Origin of the sequence: Pseudovibrio sp. Tun.PSC04-5.I4 (assembly GCF_900104145.1) — a bacterium.
In the GTDB taxonomy this organism is placed as follows: Bacteria; Pseudomonadota; Alphaproteobacteria; order Rhizobiales; family Stappiaceae; genus Pseudovibrio.
Window position 1 is genome coordinate 2,230,001 of sequence record NZ_FNLB01000006.1, and the last position, 2,500, is coordinate 2,232,500.

Genomic DNA, 2,500 nt, shown 5'->3' on the forward strand with positions numbered 1-2,500 from the left:
CATGCCAATAACAGCACAACAAAATCCCAGTTCCAACCCAAACCCTAACAAATACTCAATTTGCACAGGCAGCAGCGGAACTCGGGATAACGCATCCTAGCTCAACTCCGAGCGCAACGAGACAAGGAAGACCTTCACCTCTTTTATCACCGAGCTGGCACCAATATTTTTCAAACTCTCGAGAGTCCAACGCTCTGAAGGACAAAGACGACCCATCAATACCCCCAGCTCCTGCTGTTTTTTCAACGACAAGCTCAGTTTTTGCGCCTCAACCAGTAAAGCCAGCATCTCGTGAAGGCGCAGCAAAATCCAAAACCCCTCCATCATCTCAGATAAAAGCGCCCGATCGCTCTGCCACGACACCCCTTCAAATAAATCCCGGGTCGTGCGAGGCCCAGCTCCATGACAATGGAAGCTGATGCACCCCCATATCCTTTGGATTTCAGATCATCATGGATCTTGCACAGACCACAAACATCCAAGTTTCGGCATGGCTCACCGGCGGCCTTATCAAACGGGAACTGGAAGAGGCATCAAACGCCAGAGCAACGCAGCACAAAGCCGCGCACCTTGAACAATCAGCCGCAAGATATGCATCATCAATCATGGCAGATCTCTTAATGCTGTCAGGGCAGGAAAGCGAAGATAAAACGCTGCAAGCGCTTTTAACAGCATCTCTCTTCAAATGGCATCATTAAGGGCAAAGACAAAAGCAGCGGTAATTGAAGCCACAGTTTGTGGTCTCAACCTACCCTCCCTGCAGCACCATCAGTTCGAGCGGTTCCCCGCGCCATCATCAACATGGGATCTTCATTCCCTTCGGTGCCATCAACTCAGCAGCCTCACGAACCTGATGTCGCCAGCCCATTGTCCAGTCTGCCCTCCTCACGGTGTCATCCCGGGCGCAGACCCGGGACCCAGAGCTTCACGCCGTGACCAAGATGACCGAACCAACCTAAACCTTGCTCCGATAAACAGCAGCTCCCAAGAGGAACGCTCTGGAGGTATGAGCGGGATGGGAGACAGCTTTCCTCTCTAGACTAGAGGTGCGGCAATTCAGATGACCGCAGCAAGAACAGCCTATCCTTTGTTCCCAAACTCCGGACAACAAAAAACCCGCCTTCATTATGAGGGCGGGTTCGCTAGAACGACAAAACCCCCGCGCTATAAAGCAACGGGGGTTTTGTATATTGGGTAATTCTGGTTATTTTGAAGATATTTTGTATGTTTATCATGCCCGGCAGCGCCCTACTCTCCCGCGTCTTGAGACGAAGTACCATTGGCGCAGGGGCGTTTCACTTCCGAGTTCGGGATGGGATCGGGTGGGGGCGCCCGCCATAGCCACCGGGCAGGATAAACATACATAATTGCGATCAGCTTGTCTGAGAGTGCTTTGCACCTCAGGCGGATCTTGGTTTACGATCCACGGCTTGAGGTTTCAAGCATCTTTCAGATTGATGATTAGCGTCATCTATCTGATCTTGTATATTGAACTGGTCTATTTTGTTAGCCAAGTGACTGGCTTAGTATTTGTCATTTTCATCCATAGGCTTATCTGCTTTTTTGAGCAGGCCTATGTGACAAACTTAGAAGTTTGTCATTTGTGATTATAGCTTAATGGGAGTGATCAAGCCAATCGAGCTATTAGTAAGGCTCAGCTTCGCATATTACTATGCTTCCACATGCCTCCTATCAACGTGGTGGTCTTCCACGGCTCTCAAGGGAATACTAGTTTCAAGGTGGGTTTCCCGCTTAGATGCCTTCAGCGGTTATCCCTTCCGTACATAGCTACCCTGCAATGCGGCTGGCGCCACAACAGGTCCACCAGAGGTACGTCCATCCCGGTCCTCTCGTACTAGGGACAGATCCTCTCAATATTCCTACACCCACGGCAGATAGGGACCGAACTGTCTCGCGACGTTCTGAACCCAGCTCACGTACCACTTTAATTGGCGAACAGCCAAACCCTTGGGACCTGCTCCAGCCCCAGGATGTGATGAGCCGACATCGAGGTGCCAAACAATGCCGTCGATATGGACTCTTGGGCATCATCAGCCTGTTATCCCCGGCGTACCTTTTATCCGTTGAGCGATGGCCCTTCCACGAGGGACCACCGGATCACTATGACCGACTTTCGTCTCTGCTCGACTTGTCAGTCTCGCAGTCAGGCAGGCTTATGCCATTGCACTCAACGAGCGATTTCCGACCGCTCTGAGCCTACCTTCGCGCGCCTCCGTTACCATTTGGGAGGCGACCGCCCCAGTCAAACTACCCGCCACACACGGTCCGGGTATTGTAGTACCGCGGTTAGATATCCATGAGGACAAGGGTGGTATTTCAAGGATGACTCCACCAAAGCTGGCGCCTTGGTTTCAACGTCTACCACCTATCCTACACATGTCATCACGAATATCAGTGTGAAGCTGTAGTAAAGGTGCACGGGGTCTTTCCGTCTAACCGCAGGAACCCCGCATCTTCACGGGGAATTCAATTTCACTGA

The 2,500-nt window shown here is 51.5% G+C and carries 1 protein-coding gene and 2 rRNA genes (1 of these 3 only partly in view); 1 reads left to right on the forward strand and 2 read right to left on the reverse strand.

Annotated elements, in window-relative coordinates; genetic code table 11:
• The first annotated feature begins 452 nt into the window (after positions 1-452).
• Positions 453-698 carry a hypothetical protein gene (locus BLS62_RS31070; protein ID WP_159436545.1) on the forward strand — a complete coding sequence of 82 codons (246 nt, stop codon included), beginning with the start codon at positions 453-455 and terminating at the stop codon, positions 696-698.
• Positions 699-1,235: 537 nt separating this feature from the next.
• Here BLS62_RS31070 and rrf read toward each other — a convergent pair.
• Positions 1,236-1,349: ribosomal RNA gene (gene rrf, locus BLS62_RS15460) — 5S ribosomal RNA — on the reverse strand.
• A gap of 274 nt (positions 1,350-1,623) precedes the next feature.
• A 23S ribosomal RNA gene (locus BLS62_RS15465) occupies positions 1,624-2,500 on the reverse strand (it continues 1,851 nt past the right edge of the window).